Below are 14,282 nucleotides of genomic sequence, written 5' to 3'. Positions count from 1 at the left end.
AAGTAACTCTTGTCTGTGACGGTATTTCCTCTGGTTCGGACATTCAATAACCGGGTCCGCGTGTCGGATTAATACCGGAAAAGAAAGTGCTCACCGTGTCACGGGCTGGCGCGGCACGCTGACATCGTAGACCCGGACCGGGTTCTTCGGGTCAACCGGAGCCTTGAGGAGCGCCGCCAGGACGCGGGCCTTGAGCTCCTTCTCCGAGGCGTTGCCCCAGACGATGGTCTGGCCGTCCACAAGCTTGAGTTCGACGGCATCCACCGACTGGGCGGAGGCGTTGGAAAGCTTCGCCAGGACATCTGCGGGCAAGGCGGCCAGGACCGCGGCGGTGGCCCGGAACAGGTCCTGGCCGATGGCGCCGGCACCACCGTCGATCACCGGCAGGGAAGCCGACGCCGGATCATCCGTGGTGGCCAGCTGGACGCCGTCGACGTCCACGAGCTGGTACTGCTCCCCCTGCTTGACCAGCGCCACTGGAATGCGTTCATGCACCGCGACAGCGAGGGTGGATGGCGGCCGCGCCTCCACCGTCACCGACTTGACCTGGACCAACGAACCGAGGAGGCCGCGCACTTCGTCGTCGGTGATCTGCGGCAGGGGCCTGCCCCGGAGAGGTTCCAGCGCGGCCTCCACCTGCCCGGGCGTGGTGAGCCGCGTCCCGGAGACGGAGATGCTCTGCAGTGCCAGCAGCGGCGAGTAGACCGCGGCCGCCAGCAACCCGGCAACGAGTGCCAGCACCGTTCCCGCCACCAGCAGCAGCCTCTTCCGGCGCCGTTTGCCCTTGGGCTCCGGAAACGCCAGGACCGTGGCACCCGCGGGTTTCTGATCCTTCGCCGGCTCCCGTGCAGCACCGTTTGCAGCGTCGTCCGGGATACTGCGGGACGCCGTAATCACGTCACCCGCGGCGCCACCGGAAGCCTCTTTCTTCGCACCGTTTCCGGGCCCTGTTTCGGGCCGCCTGTTCCGGTTGGCCGGCGAGTAGGTGGGGCGGCGGGTGCTAGCCACGCAGCGCCTCGACAATCCTGGGGCCGTACGCGGTGACATCCCCTGCACCCACGGTCAGGACGATGTCCCCGTCGGCCGCCTCGGCCGCGACCGCCGCAACGGCGTCGCCGGCAGCCACAACCCGGCCTCCTGCCTGCAGGTGGTCCGCGATGAGCTGGCTCGTGACCCCGGGAATGGGATCCTCCCGCGCGGGGTAGATGTCCAGGACCAGTGCGGTGTCGGCAAGGTTCAACGCGTCGGCAAACTCCTGCGCGAACTCACGGGTTCGGGAAAACAGGTGCGGCTGGAACAGCACGTGGACCTTGTGGTTCCCCGCGACGGAACGCGCCGCCGCAAGCGCAGCCCGTACTTCCGTGGGGTGGTGCGCATAGTCGTCGAAGACGCGCACCCCCCGTTCCGAGCCCTTCAGTTCAAAGCGGCGGGATGCCCCCGAGAACCTGGCCAGCCCGGCTGCTGCCGCGGCAGGTTCGACTCCCAGTTCCAGGGCCACGGCAAAGGCGGCTGCCGCGTTGAGCGCGTTGTGCCGGCCGGGTACCTGCAGGGCAAGGTCGAACTGCCCCTGGGCCGTGGATACGGACACGTGGCCGGGACCGCCGTCGAGCAGCTTGACATCCGCGTCGCCGCCGGTGCCGTACAGGATGACCCGGGTGTTGCCGCGGGCCTTGGTCCTGCCGGCCAGCGCCAGGGCGCCGGCGTCGTCAGCGCAGGCAACCAGCACGCCGTCGGCGGGCAGCAGCGCGGTGAAGCGGTCGAAGGACTCATACACCGCTTCAGCCGTGCCATAGAAGTCCAGGTGGTCGGGCTCCACATTGGTGACGACGGCGATGCGCGGCCGGTAGTTGAGGAAGGAACCGTCGGATTCGTCTGCCTCGGCCACGAAGATACCGGACTGCCCGGATGCGGCGTTGACGCCGAGGGCAGGAACGTTGGCCCCGATGGCGAAGGAGGGATCGAGTCCCGTGCCCTGCAGCAGGACGGTGATCATCGACGTCGTGGTGGACTTGCCGTGCGTTCCCGCGACGGTCACCACGGTGTCATTGCCCATGGTGGCGGCCAGGGCCTGGGAACGGTGCAGCACCGGCAGCCCGGCCTGCCGTGCGGCCGCAAGCTCGGGGTTGTCGTCCCGGATGGCCGAGCCGGCAACCACTGTCTGCGCGTCACCCAGGTGTGCAGCGTCGTAGCCGACGGCGATGCGGGCACCGGCGGCGGCAAGGTCAGCCATGACGGGCAGGTCCTTGGCGTCGGAGCCGCTGACGGGAACCCCGCGGGCCACCATGATCCGGGCCACGGCAGACATGCCTACTCCCCCGATGCCGATGAAGTGCACCCGGCCAAGGGTGTCCAGGCCTGCGCTGTTGGGGTTCATGCGGATACCGCTTCCAGGATGAGGCCAGCCATGCGCTGGTCGGCGTTTCGGATGCCCAGCCGGTAGGAATTGGTTTCCATGCCGGCGAGCCGTGCTTTGTCGGTGATCAGCGGGACCAGCTCCCGGGAGACCCACTCGGCAGTGAAGTCCCGGTCAGCGACCAGCACCGCACCGCCGGCGGCGACAAGGCCAGCGGCGTTGAGTGCCTGCTCCCCGTTGCCGATCGGCAGGGGCACCAGGATGGCGGGAACGCCGACGGCGGCGACCTCGCATACCGTGGCGGCGCCCGACCGGGCCAGCAGCAGGTCTGCTGCTGCGTAGGCAAGCTCCATGCCGTCGACGTACTCCACCTGGCGGTACCCGGGGGCGGCAAGCGGCCGACCGCCCTCATCCAGAACGGTCTTGCCGCGGCCGGTGATGTGCAGGGTCTGGATGCCCGCGGCGGACAGTTGCCCCACGGCCGAGGCAATGGTCCGGTTGATGCTTTGGGCGCCAGAGGATCCGCCGGTGACGATCAGGGTGGGCTGGTGGGGGTCGAGTCCGAGTGCTTCCCGGGCCGCGGCGCGGGCGGCTTTGCGGTCCAGTCCGGAGATTTCGGTCCGCATGGGCATCCCGACGTGCACGGCATTCCGCAGGGGTGTTCCCTCGAACGCCACGGCGACCCGGGCGTTCAGGAGGGCGCCCACGCGGTTAGCGAGCCCGGGCCGGGCATTCGCTTCATGGATCACGATGGGGATCCGCCGCTTCCGCGCCGCGAGGTACATAGGGGTGCAGACATAGCCGCCCACGCCCACCACGACGTCCGCCGCCGCGTCGTCCAGGATGCTTCCGGCCTGGCGGACGGCGCCGGCCAGCCGGGCGGGCAGGCGCAGCAGGTCGGCCGATGGCCTCCGCGGGAAGGGCACGCGGTCGATGGTGGCCAGTTTGACGCCTGCAGCTGGAACCAGCCGGGTTTCCATCCCCGACGGTGTTCCCACGGCAAGGATGGCGGCCTCCGGCGAGGCACTCCGCAGGGCGGCGGCAATGGCGAGCAGCGGGCTGATGTGGCCTGCCGTTCCGCCGCCGGCCAGGACGATGGAGGGTTGGGTCGAAGTCATCTCTGGTTAGGCACGCTTCCTTGCAGTCTTTTGTTGGGGCTTGCTGCCCCGCCCTTTCCGGGCCTTGAATTTGAGCATCCGCTTGGGCCGGATGGCGGGCGCCATCTGCTCCCGGGCCAGAGACAGGACCACGCCGATCGCACACAGCGACATCAGCAGCGCCGATCCGCCGTAGGAGATGAACGGCAGCGGAACGCCGATGACCGGCATCAGCCCCGTCACCACCGACATGTTCACGGTGGCCTGGCCGAGCAGCCAGACCATGATGGTGCCGGCCAGGACCCGGTGGAACATGTCTGCCTGGGCCACGACGACGCGGTAGATGGCGGCACCGAGGATGGCAAAGAGGATCAGGACGACGACGGTTCCCACCAGTCCGAGCTCCTCGCCAATGATGGCGAAGATGAAGTCGTTGTGCGCTTCGGGGATCCAGCTGTACTTCTGCCGGCTCTGCCCGAGGCCCACCCCGAGCCACCCGCCGGAGGCCAGGCCATAGAGGCCGTTTGTGGCCTGGTAGTTCGCGTCGATCCCGTCCGCGCACGACTGGCCCGTCCACCACGAGGTGATGCGGCACATGCGGTTCGAGCTGGTGACGGCCATGACGGCGGTGCCTGCGGCGGCGATGACGCCCGCGATGCCGAAAAGGTAGAGGGGGACGCCGGCGAAGAAGAGGGCGGCCGCGACGATCATCATGATGATCATCGCGGTGCCGAGGTCGTTGCCCACGAGGACCAGGCCCACGATGACCGCGGCCATGGGCACCGCCGGGACCAGCACGTGCTGCCAGCGGCTGATCAGCTGCCCCTTCCGGGCGAGGACGGTGGCCATCCAGAGGGCGAGGGCGAGTTTGGCTGCCTCGGACGGCTGGAAAGTCACGCCGCCGAGGTCGATCCAGTTCCGGTTGCCGTTGATCTCGTCGCCGATGACCTGCACCAGGACCAGGAGCACCACGGCTGCGCCGATGCCGGGCCAGGCGAGCCGCTTGAGCCAGACGACGTTGACGCGCGAGAGCACGAACATGGTGAAGATGCCGAGCGCCGCGAAAATGCCCTGTTTGAGGGCGTCCCCGTAGGGCGATTTGCCGGCGGCGATGGATTCGACGCTTGAGGCCGACAGGACCATCATGATCCCGATGGCCGTCAGGGCCAGGGTGGCCCCGAGGATGAGGTAGTAGGTGGAGCCGTTCCGGGACGTGCCCGTTCCCTCCAAAGCGGACCAGAACCTGCGGTAGATGGTCCGCAGCCGGTCGGCAGGGGCTGCCGGGCCCCGTGCTGCCGTGGCGGTGGACCCGGGGCGCGGCTTGCCAGCCTGCGGCCGGGTGGGCGTGCTGACCATTGTTACTCCTCGCCGGTCTGGGCCTGCCCTTCCACAAGCTCGCGGACAGCGTCGATGAAAGCACCACCACGGTGAGCATAGGAAGAGAACTGATCCATGGAAGCAGCTGCCGGAGCCATCAGCACGGTGTCACCGGACCCGGCCAGCCGCGCTGCTGACGCAACGGCCCTGGCCATCACCTGCTCCCCGTTGCCGGGGGATCCCGCCTGGGTGCCGCCAGGTGCCGCAGCAGTCTGCACCCCTTCAGTGTCACCCGGGTCCGGCTCGATCACCGGGACATCGGGCGCGTGTCGCTGGAGGGCCTCGCGGAGCGCGGATGTGTCTGTTCCGATCAGGACCACGGCTTTCAGCCGGTGGGCGTGTTCCCGGACGAGGTCGTCATACGTCACGCCCTTGGAGAGCCCGCCGGCGATCCAGACAACATTGCTGAACGCCGACAGGGAGGCAGAGGCGGCGTGCGGGTTGGTGGCCTTGGAGTCGTTGATCCAGAGGACGCCCTTCATGCGGGCCACGGGCTGGATGCGGTGGTCGCCGGGGATGTAGTCCTGGATGCCCTGGCGGACGGCCTTCGGCTCGACCCCGTAGGCCCGGACCAGGGCTGCGGCCGCAAGGGCGTTGGCCACCATGTGCCGGGGCGCCAGCGGACCGAGGTCTGTCATGGCCGCCAGTTCGGCTGCGCTGTCCTTGCGCTCCTCGATGAAGGCGCGGTCCACGAGCAGTCCCTCCACGACGCCCAGCATGCTCACCGCGGGAGTGAGGGTGGTGAAGGCGACGGCGCGGCAGCCTTCCACCACGTCGGCGTTCTCCACCATGCGTTCGGTTTCCACCTGCTCGGCGTTGTAGATGCAGGCCTTCTGGGTGCGTTCGTACACCTTGGCCTTGTCCGCCAGGTAGGAATCGTAGGAGCCATGCCAGTCGACGTGGTCCTCGGCGACGTTCAGGCAAACGCTGGCCACCGGCGAAACGGACTCGGCCCAGTGGAGCTGGAAGCTGGAAAGTTCGACCGCGAAGACGTCGTATTCCACGGGATCCCGGATGGCATCCAGGATGGGTGTTCCCACATTGCCCACCGCAATGGCCTTCAGCCCGCCGGCCCTCAGCATGGACTCGGTCAGGCCGACGGTGGTGGTCTTTCCGTTGGTACCCGTAATGGTCAGCCAGTCGGCCGTCTTCCTGCCCTCGCGGACCCGCACGCGCCAGGCGAGTTCCACGTCGCCCCACACCGGGATGTGGGCACGCGCCGCCGCGGCGAGCAGGGCCTGGTCCGGCCGCCAGCCGGGCGAGGTGACAATCAGTTCGGGGAGTTCGCCGTCAATCCTGGGGATCCGGGTGACAGCATCCGGGCCCAGCAGCACATCTGCGGCGCCGACGATCTTCAGGGTGTCCGCGTGCGCGCGGGCGGTCTCGCTGGTAGCGGCGTCCACCACCACCACGCGGGCCCCGAGTTCAATGAGCGTATCCGCGGCGGCGAAGCCGGAAACTCCGATCCCGGTGACGGCCACCCGCAGGCCGGCCCAGTCCGAGTCCCAGGAGACGAGGTTTTGCAGGCGGGGGGAAACGGTCACAGCAGTACAACCCATTCAGCGTAGAAGATGCCCAGTCCGACGGCGACGAACAGTCCGCCCAGGATCCAGAACCGGACGACAACAGTGACCTCGGCCCAGCCCTTCAGTTCGAAGTGGTGCTGGAGCGGCGCCATCTTGAACACGCGCTTACCCCCGGTGGCTTTGAAGTACCCCACCTGGATGATGACGGAGAGGGTGATCAGAACGAAGAGGCCGCCCACGATCCCGAGGAGGAGCTCGGTCCTGGAGAGGATGGCGAATCCGGCGACGGCTCCCCCGATGGCCAGTGAACCGGTGTCGCCCATGAAGATCTTGGCGGGCGAGGTGTTCCACCAGAGGAATCCCACCAGCGCCGCACTGAGGATCGCGGCCAGGAGCGCCAGGTCCAGCGGGTCCCGGACGAGGTAGCAGCCACTGCCCGCTTCCCGGGGAGAACCGCAGGCCTGGTTGCTCTGCCAGATGCCCATGAGCGTATATGCGCCGAACACCATGACGGATGCCCCGGCGGCCAGCCCGTCCAGGCCGTCCGTCAGGTTCACGCCGTTGGTGGCAGCGGTGACGATGATGTTGGACCAGATCACGAACAGGATGGCACCCAGGACGGTGCCTCCGAAGGCGAGGTCAAGCCATGGCAGGTCCCGGACGAGGGAAATCTTGGTCGACGCCGGGGTCAGGCCTGCGTCGTTGGGAAAGTTCAGCGCCAGCACCGCAAAGATGATGCCCACCAGTCCCTGCAGGATGAGCTTGGCCTTGGCGTTCAGCCCGAGGCTGCGCTGCCGGGAGATCTTGATGAAGTCGTCCAGGAAGCCCACCAGGCCCATGCCCACCATGAGGAAGAGCAGGATAAGGGCGGATGCGGACGGTCCGGGGGACTCGGGGTTCATCATCAGCATGATGAGGTGGGTAAGCCCGTAGCTGAGGAGCACCGCGGCCACCACCACTGTTCCGCCCATGGTCGGCGTGCCGCGCTTGGTGTGGTGCGACGTCGGTCCGTCGTCGCGGATGAACTGGCCATAGCCCCGTCGCACCAGGAGCCGGATGAAAAGCGGGGTGCCCACCAGGGCGCACAGCAGCGCCAGGCCCGCACCGATCAAAAGTGCAATCACAGCAGAGTGCTCCTTTCATCGGCAAGTCGCGGGGTTGGTGGCAATGCTATCCGATCGCCCAAATGGCGAAGTCCCACGCTGTTGGAGGACTTGAACAGCACCAGGTCGCCCGGTTGGAGTTCGGCCTCCAGAACCTCGTAAGCCTCGTCGACGGTTTCGGCGAAGAGGCATTCGTCACCCCAGGAGCCTTCCTGGACCGCCGAGACGTAGAGGGCACGGGCTTCGCGCCCCACCACCAGGAGCCTGGAGATGTTCAGGCGGACCACCTGGGTGCCGACGGCAGTGTGTTCGCGGATGGAGTCATCGCCGAGTTCCAGCATGGCCCCCAGGACCGCCCAGGTGCGGCGGCCCCGGCCGAGGTCGGCCAGGGTGCGCAGCGCGGCGCGCATCGACTCGGGGTTGGCGTTGTAGGCGTCGTTGATGACGGTGACGCCGTCTTCGCGTTCGGTGCGTTCCATACGCCAGCGGCTGGCGGCAGCCTGGTTGCTGAGGGATCGGGCGATGTGCTCACCCGGCACCCCTGCGGCCCAGGCTGCGGCGGCGGCGGCGAGGAGGTTTCCGGTGTGGTGGGCGCCGATGAGTCGGCTGCTGACGTGGCGCGGGTCCGCGCCGTCAGGCAGTTGAAGGTCGAATTCAGGGCTTCCCCCCGCGTTGGTGTCGGCGTTCAGCGCCTGCACCTGTGCGTCGGGCCGCCCTTCAGCGGAAAAACCAATGACTGTGGCTTCGGTGCGGCTGCGCATGGCAGCAACACGTTCGTCATCGAGGTTGATGATGGCGGTGCCGGCGGCGTTAAGGCCTTCGACCATCTCGCCCTTGGCCACCGCGATGTTCTCCACTCCCCCGAACTCGCCGGCGTGTGCCGTTCCCACCGCGAGGACAACGCCGATGTCCGGCTTGACCATCTCCGAGAGGTAGCGGATGTGGCCGATGCCGGTGGCGCCCATTTCGATGACCAGGTAGCGGGTATCGGTTCCGGCCCGGAAGACCGTCAGCGGCACGCCGACTTCACCGTTGTAGGAGCCCTGCGGCGCCACCGTGTTGCCCTGGGTGGCAAGGATTCCTGCCAGCAGGTCCTTGGTGGTGGTCTTCCCGGCAGAGCCGGTGATGCCGACGACGGTGAGCTGGTCGCCGGCTTCGGCGCGGGCCGCGCGGATGCGGCGGACAGCTTCGGCGGCAAGGGCGCCCATGGCGAGGACGGCGTCGGGTACCACGACGGACGGGTAGGCGGTTCCGTCCGGGGCCACAGCGGGTCGCTCGACGAGGGCCAGGGTGGCACCGGCTTCGAAGGCCGCCGCGATGAAGTCGTGGCCGTCGGCGTGCTCGCCCGGCTTTGCGACGTAGAGCGAGCCCTGGGTCGCTTCGCGCGAATCCGTCACCACCGACAGGGGCGTGATTCCGGGATCGGCGTCCAGGCGCCCGCTGGTGATTTCGGCAATTTCCGCCGCTGTAAATTCAATCATCTCGGTCTAGGACTCTATCCGGTCGTCATGGAGAACGTTGAATCCCCTGGCTGTCAAGGCACTGCGAAGCTCCACCCTGTCGTCCAGGGCAAGATTGACGCCTTTCACTTCCTGCCACACCTCGTGGCCGCGGCCGGCAACGAGGATGGTGTCCTGTGGGCGCGCCAGTTCGACGGCACGCCGGATGGCCTCATCGCGCGGGAAGACCTCCAGCAGTTCGCTGGACAGGGACTCACGTTCCCGCGCCTCCTGCGCCCCGGCCAGGACGTCTGCACGAATGGCTGCGGCGTCTTCGTCGTGGGGGTCGTCGTCGGTGACGATTACGGTGTCGGCGAGACGGGCGGCGATGGCGCCCATGGCCGGGCGCTTACCCTGGTCGCGCTGGCCGGTGGCGCCGAACACCACGATCAGCCGGGAGCCGGGTTCGGGTGGGCGGACCGCTTCCAGCGCCCTCGCCAGGGCGTCGGTGTTGTGGGCGAAATCAACTACGGCAGCCGGCTGTTCGGCAATCAGCTGCATGCGTCCGGGGACTGCCACGGTGAGGGGATCGTGCCTGTCCAGCACGTCCTGCAGTGAGGACACTTCCACCCCCGCCGTGAGCACCATGACCACCGCCAGGGCGGCGTTGGCAACGTTAAAGCCGCCCGGCAGCCCAGTGTGGATGTCCAGGGTGGCACCATCGGGTCCGGAGAGCGTGAAGTCAGTACCCAGCCCGCGGGCCGCTGCCCGGGTGACGGTCCAGTCGGCGGGCGTTCCCGGGGTGGTGCTGACGGTGGTGACCGGTACCTCTGCTGCGCCGGCGAGGCGGCGGCCCCACTCGTCGTCGACCATCACCACTGCTTTGCGGGCCCGCCGGGGAGTGAACAGTTCCGCCTTGGTGGCGAAGTAGCCCTCCATGCTGTGGTGCAGGTCCAGGTGGTCCTGGGTGAGGTTGGTGAAGCCGGCCACATCGAACACCAGTCCATCGACGCGCTGGTATGAGATGGCGTGTGACGAGACTTCCATGGCCGCGGCGTCGAGGCCCTGCTCGCGCATGAGTGCCAGCAGGCCATGGACCTCGGTGGACTCCGGCGTGGTGAGGAGGCTGGGGATCGGCTCTCCGCCGGCCAGGATTTCGATCGTGCCGATCAGGCCGCTGCGCTTCCCCAAGGCACGAAGAAGCGACGTAATGAAGTACGTGGTGGTGGTCTTCCCATTGGTGCCTGTCACCCCGAACAGCGGCAGCGGGTTGCCCGCCTGGCTCCGGTAGATCATGGCGGACAGCGGCCCGACGTCGTTGCGCGGGTTGTCCACGACGAGCACCGGGACTGCAGTGTCGGTGGACAGCGCGAGAAGGCGTGCGCCGGCGTCGTCAGTCAGCACCGCCGCCGCACCTGCCTTGATGGCGTCGGAGGCGAAATCCGCGCCATGCCTGCTGGCGCCGGGCAACGCCACGTACAGGTCCCCGGGCTCCACGGATCGCGAGTTGAGGGATATCCCGGAGATCTCCACGTCGGCGGCTGGTGCCGGCACGACCACGCCGAGGGCCTCCCCAAGCGCGGCCAGGCGGACTGCCTCTACGACTGCGGGCCGGAAACGGCCCTGGCTGGCGTCCCCGGCGGCTTCGCCGCCGGGCGTGGTGAACTCTGACAAGGGGATCTCCGATGGTGCTAGTGATCGCGCCCGGAGTCGATCGTCCGGGCACTGTGATGCGCTGGATGCTGCTGGTACTTCCGGCGTGGAGGACGGTTACTTGGCGTACTGGGGCATCCGGGCCGGCTCGCCGGTCGAAGGCTGGACGTTGTAGGTGCGCAGCGTCTGGCTCATGACGGACCGGAACACCGGCCCGTTGGTGATGCCATAGATGCTGCCCTTCGGCCGCTGGAGCACCACCTCCACAATAAACCGCGGATCATCCATCGGCGCCATTCCCACGATGGAAGCGGTGTAGCCGCAGTAGCCGGACTTGCCGTCGTCGCAGGGTGATTCCGACGTGCCCGTCTTGGCTCCCACCCGGTAGCCGTCGATCCCTGCGTCCTTGATCTCGCCCTCGGTCACGGCACTTTCCAAGATGTCCTGGACCTGCTGGGCCGTTTCGTTGGAGACTATCTCGCGGGAAGGCTGTGCCGGTACTTTTTCTTCGGTGCCATCCGGGGCAATGTACGAATCGATCAGCCGCGGCTGCAGCATGACGCCGTTGTTGGCGATGCTTTGGTAGGCACGGACGGTCTGCAGCGTGGACTGCGAGACGCCTTGCCCGAAGAGGACCGTGTACTGCTGGCGGCCGTCCCACTGGTCCGCGGGGGTGAGGATGCCGGAGGCTGTCGCCGGGAGGCCGATGTCCGGGGCCTCGCCGATGCCGAACTTCTTCAGCCAGTCGTAGCGCTGTTCCTTGCTCAGCCGCTGTCCGGCCATCACGGTGCCGGTGTTCATGGAGTAGCCGATGATGCCCGCGAGTGTGCGTTCCTCCGTGCCGTGGGTGAACGCGTCGCTGAAGGTCTGCCCGTCCACGGTATAGGTGGGGGGAATGGTGAACCTGTCCAGCGGGCTGGCGAGGCCCTCATCGATGACGGCCGCAGCCGTCATCATCTTCTCCACCGATCCGGGTTCGTAGGCCGCCGTGACGGACCGCACCCCGCGGTCCTTCGCGGCCACCAGGCCAGGGTTGTTCGGGTCGGGCGAGTTCGTGTCCGCCAGGGCAAGGAGGTTGCCCGTCTTGGCGTCCATCACGATGATGACGCCCCATTCTGCGCTGAGCTTGTCCGCCTGGCTCTGGATGGCCTGCTGCGCGAAGTACTGGAGGTCAGAGTTCAGGGTGAGCTTGACGTCCTTGCCGTTCTGCGGCGGCGTGAGCTCGTCGACTCCGACGGGGATGCGGAGGCCGTCGGCGCCGATTTCGAACAGGCGCTTGCCGTCCTTGCCCTTGAGCAGGTCGTCCTGGGTCTGTTCGATGCCGGCCTGTCCCGTGGTGCCGTCCTGCAGGAAGCCCACCACTCCCCCTGCCACCGCACCGTTGGGGTACACGCGCTTGCTGACGCCTTCGGCAACGATCCCTGGCACCTGCAGTTTGGAAATCCGGTCCTCGACGTCGGGCTTCACGTCCTTGGCCACAATGTAATACGGCTGTTGCCCGGTCACGGCATCACGGACGGCACTGGTCTCCATGCCGAGGGCCGCGGCAAGTTCGGAAATTGCCTGGTCGCGGCTGACGTCCACCAGTTTCTCGTGGCCGTCCGTCTGCTCCAGCCGCTTGTAGGAGTCGGTCTTGGTGTTGACCCGCTGGTCAACCACGATGTTGTACCGGATGACGCTGTTCGCCAGTACGGTGCCGCGGGAGTCCAGGATGCTTCCGCGCTCTGCCGGCAGCACTGCGGACGTCATGCGGCTGTTCAGTGCGGCCTCGGCCATGCCGCCCACGTCGAGGCCCTGGACCAGGAAGAGCTTTCCGCCCACCACCAGCAGGAGCGTGAGCATAATGCCGAGCCCCAGGCGCAAGCGCTTGGTGGCGTTGGGCACCTTGCTTGTTCCTGCCTTGCCGGACTTTTGCGCCACCGTGTAATCCCTTGCTGCTTGACCCTGCTGCCTGACCTGCCTGTTGACCTACTGTCCGGGGACCTTCTGCTGCGGAGCCGGAACCGAGCCGCCGTGAAGCTCGGGAGCCGGGGTGGCCGGTGCCGCCGAAGCCGCCGGCGTGGTTGCAGGAGCCGGGTTTGCTGCCGCGGAGGCGGCAGCCTTGTCCGCCGCAGCCTTGTCGGCGGCAGCCTTGTCCGCGGCAGCCTTATCCGCCGCAGCCTTGGCCGCCGACGGAACAATCTGCTGGCCAGCGACCGCCGGGGCAGGAATGACGGCTCCCGCGGCGGCGCCCTTGGCTGCCGGCGTCGCTTTTCCTGTAACGGACAGCGTGGACAGGTCGATCTGGCCCTTGACCGTGGATGCCACCATTCCCAGTTCCGTGGCCTTGGCAGCCAGGTTCTGGGGTGCCTCGTAGCCCTGCACCTGCTGGGTAAGGTCCTGGTTCTGCTTGGTCAGGGTGCTCTGCTTGGCGCGCAGCTCCACCAGCTGGTACTGGGCGGTGGATACCGAGATGTTCAGGACCAGCACCGCAAGCAGCGCCACCGCCAACATGGCGAAGCAGAGCACCACGAAGGGGGCCCGGCGCTTGCGGGGGGCGGTGCGCACCACGGAGAGCGGAGTGCGGCCCTTCCGTCCTGCGCCGGGCGCACCTGCCGGCCTGGCGTCAGCCGCCGAACTGCCGGAGACAACGGGAAAGTTCTTGACGGCGGCGGTGCTCATGCAGCTCTCCTGGCTCTGATTCGTTCGGCCGCGCGGAGCCTTGCGGAGGCAGCGCGCGGGTTTTCGGCGATTTCGACGGCGGTGGGCACCTCGGTGCCTTTGGTCAGGGTCTTCAGCTCGGGCTTGTGTTCCTCCAGCTCCACGGGGAAGCCAAGGGGGGCCGAAGACTTCGAGCGGGCCTGGAAGACGCTCTTGACGATCTTGTCTTCCAGCGAGTGGTAGGACATGACCACGATGCGGCCGCCCAGGGCGAGTGAGTCAACGGCAGCTGGTACGGCCCGTTCCAGGACGTCAAGCTCTTCGTTGACCTCGATCCGCAGGGCCTGGAAGGTGCGCTTTGCAGGGTGTCCGCCGGACTTTGCGGCCGCGGCCGGGACGACGGACCGGATTTGTTCGACCAGCTCGCCGGTGGTGGTGAACGGCTTGGCGGCACGCGCCGTGACGATCCGGTTGGCGATCCGGCCGGCGAACTTCTCTTCGCCCCACTTCCGGATGATCCTGACCAGGTCTTCCTCGCTGTAGGTGTTCACGACGTCGGCAGCAGTCTGGCCCCGGCTCGTGTCCATGCGCATGTCCAGGGGCGCATCAAAGGAGTAGGCGAACCCGCGGTCACGCTCGTCCAGCTGGAGCGAAGAGACGCCGAGGTCCATCAGGATGCCGTGGACTTCAGCAACGCCGAGGTCTTCCAGGACGTCCTGGATCTCGTCGTACACGGCGTGGACGAGATCTGTCCGTGCGGCGAAGGGGGCCAGCCTTTCGCCTGCCAGGGCCAAGGCTTCCTCGTCACGGTCGATGCCGATCAGGTGGAGGTCCGGGAAGCGCTGCAGCATGGCCTCGGAGTGGCCGCCCATGCCCAGCGTCGCGTCCACAGCAACCGGCGTTTCGCCGCGGAGCCTGGCCGCTTCAAATCCCGGCGCCAACAAATTGATGCACCGGTCCCGCAGGACCGGCACATGGCGTTCGGACGTGGGCTTGGGTTGATCGTTCATGCCTGGTCCTTTCCCGCCATCGTTGTCACCTGCTGCTTCTGAAACCAGATCCCCATCCGCGCCTATCGTCCCGCCCGCCTGGCT

At 67.5% G+C, this 14,282-nt stretch carries 11 protein-coding genes; all 11 read right to left on the bottom strand.

Annotation, left to right across the window (positions count from 1 at the left end):
- Positions 1–90 precede the first annotated feature (90 nt).
- Positions 91–1,008, bottom strand: a complete 918-nt coding sequence (locus K4G53_RS20330; protein WP_308287939.1) for a cell division protein FtsQ/DivIB — start codon at positions 1,006–1,008, stop codon at positions 91–93.
- A complete protein-coding gene (gene murC, locus K4G53_RS20325; RefSeq protein WP_221387499.1) occupies positions 1,001–2,374 on the bottom strand; it encodes a UDP-N-acetylmuramate--L-alanine ligase in 1,374 nt (457 codons plus the stop codon). Before murC ends, K4G53_RS20330 begins: the two co-directional genes overlap by 8 nt.
- Positions 2,371–3,471, bottom strand: coding sequence for an undecaprenyldiphospho-muramoylpentapeptide beta-N-acetylglucosaminyltransferase (murG, locus tag K4G53_RS20320; protein ID WP_221387498.1), 1,101 nt, complete (start codon positions 3,469–3,471; stop codon positions 2,371–2,373). The genes murC and murG overlap by 4 nt, the downstream gene beginning before the upstream one ends.
- 6 nt (positions 3,472–3,477) lie before the next feature.
- A complete protein-coding gene (gene ftsW / locus K4G53_RS20315) occupies positions 3,478–4,806 on the bottom strand; it encodes a putative lipid II flippase FtsW (protein ID WP_221387497.1) in 1,329 nt (442 codons plus the stop codon).
- Between the two features lie 2 nt (positions 4,807–4,808).
- Positions 4,809–6,386 carry a UDP-N-acetylmuramoyl-L-alanine--D-glutamate ligase gene (gene murD / locus K4G53_RS20310; protein WP_221387496.1) on the bottom strand — a complete coding sequence of 526 codons (1,578 nt, stop codon included), beginning with the start codon at positions 6,384–6,386 and terminating at the stop codon, positions 4,809–4,811.
- Positions 6,368–7,477, bottom strand: a complete 1,110-nt coding sequence (gene mraY, locus K4G53_RS20305; RefSeq protein ID WP_221387495.1) for a phospho-N-acetylmuramoyl-pentapeptide-transferase — start codon at positions 7,475–7,477, stop codon at positions 6,368–6,370. The genes murD and mraY overlap by 19 nt, the downstream gene beginning before the upstream one ends.
- Positions 7,474–8,937: a UDP-N-acetylmuramoyl-tripeptide--D-alanyl-D-alanine ligase gene (gene murF, locus K4G53_RS20300; RefSeq protein WP_221387494.1), complete on the bottom strand. Its 1,464-nt coding sequence runs from the start codon at positions 8,935–8,937 to the stop codon at positions 7,474–7,476. Before murF ends, mraY begins: the two co-directional genes overlap by 4 nt.
- 6 nt (positions 8,938–8,943) lie before the next feature.
- A complete protein-coding gene (locus K4G53_RS20295) occupies positions 8,944–10,569 on the bottom strand; it encodes a UDP-N-acetylmuramoyl-L-alanyl-D-glutamate--2,6-diaminopimelate ligase (protein ID WP_221387493.1) in 1,626 nt (541 codons plus the stop codon).
- A gap of 96 nt (positions 10,570–10,665) precedes the next feature.
- Positions 10,666–12,468, bottom strand: coding sequence for a penicillin-binding protein 2 (locus K4G53_RS20290; protein ID WP_221387492.1), 1,803 nt, complete (start codon positions 12,466–12,468; stop codon positions 10,666–10,668).
- A 48-nt stretch (positions 12,469–12,516) separates the two neighbouring features.
- Complete coding sequence (locus tag K4G53_RS20285) at positions 12,517–13,209, bottom strand: hypothetical protein (RefSeq protein WP_221387491.1); 693 nt, start codon at positions 13,207–13,209, stop codon at positions 12,517–12,519.
- Positions 13,206–14,198: a 16S rRNA (cytosine(1402)-N(4))-methyltransferase RsmH gene (gene rsmH, locus K4G53_RS20280; protein WP_221387490.1), complete on the bottom strand. Its 993-nt coding sequence runs from the start codon at positions 14,196–14,198 to the stop codon at positions 13,206–13,208. The genes K4G53_RS20285 and rsmH overlap by 4 nt, the downstream gene beginning before the upstream one ends.
- Positions 14,199–14,282: the final 84 nt, after the last annotated feature.

Source organism: Arthrobacter sp. MAHUQ-56, from assembly GCF_019710585.1.
Lineage (GTDB): Bacteria > Actinomycetota > Actinomycetes > Actinomycetales > Micrococcaceae > Arthrobacter.
The sequence above is the reverse complement of the archived record's forward strand: the minus strand, read 5'-3'. Positions and strand labels throughout refer to the sequence as shown.

Coding starts and splice junctions, on each gene's coding strand:
- murC (WP_221387499.1), bottom strand. CDS start 2,374: ATGAACCCCAACAGCGCAGGCCTGGACACCCTTGGCCGGGTGCACTTC.
- murG (WP_221387498.1), bottom strand. CDS start 3,471: ATGACTTCGACCCAACCCTCCATCGTCCTGGCCGGCGGCGGAACGGCA.
- ftsW (WP_221387497.1), bottom strand. CDS start 4,806: ATGGTCAGCACGCCCACCCGGCCGCAGGCTGGCAAGCCGCGCCCCGGG.
- murD (WP_221387496.1), bottom strand. CDS start 6,386: ATGGGTTGTACTGCTGTGACCGTTTCCCCCCGCCTGCAAAACCTCGTC.
- murF (WP_221387494.1), bottom strand. CDS start 8,937: ATGATTGAATTTACAGCGGCGGAAATTGCCGAAATCACCAGCGGGCGC.
- K4G53_RS20285 (WP_221387491.1), bottom strand. CDS start 13,209: ATGAGCACCGCCGCCGTCAAGAACTTTCCCGTTGTCTCCGGCAGTTCG.
- rsmH (WP_221387490.1), bottom strand. CDS start 14,198: ATGAACGATCAACCCAAGCCCACGTCCGAACGCCATGTGCCGGTCCTG.